The 217-nt window shown below is 61.8% G+C and carries 1 pseudogene; it reads left to right on the plus strand.

The window, feature by feature from the left end:
* Window positions 1–217 (plus strand): annotated as a pseudogene (locus AF337_RS30270) (TolB family protein); the annotation flags it as partial.

A 217-nucleotide genomic window follows, 5' to 3' on the forward strand; every position in this document is an offset into this window, starting at 1 on the left:
CGACGGCACCGGGCTCGAGCAGGTGACCTCCGACAATCAGGGCAACTGGTTCGCTCATCCGTCGCCTTCGAATGACAAGGTGTTGATCCTCTCCTACGACCCCTCGGTTTTCGACCATCCGCGCGATCTCGACGTGCGGCTGCGGCTGATGGACATGGACGGCGGCAATCTGAAGACGCTGTTCGAGCTGTTCGGCGGGCAGGGCACGATCAATGTG

Origin of the sequence: Rhizobium ecuadorense (genome assembly GCF_001187535.1) — a bacterium.
Classification (GTDB): Bacteria; Pseudomonadota; Alphaproteobacteria; order Rhizobiales; family Rhizobiaceae; genus Rhizobium; species Rhizobium ecuadorense.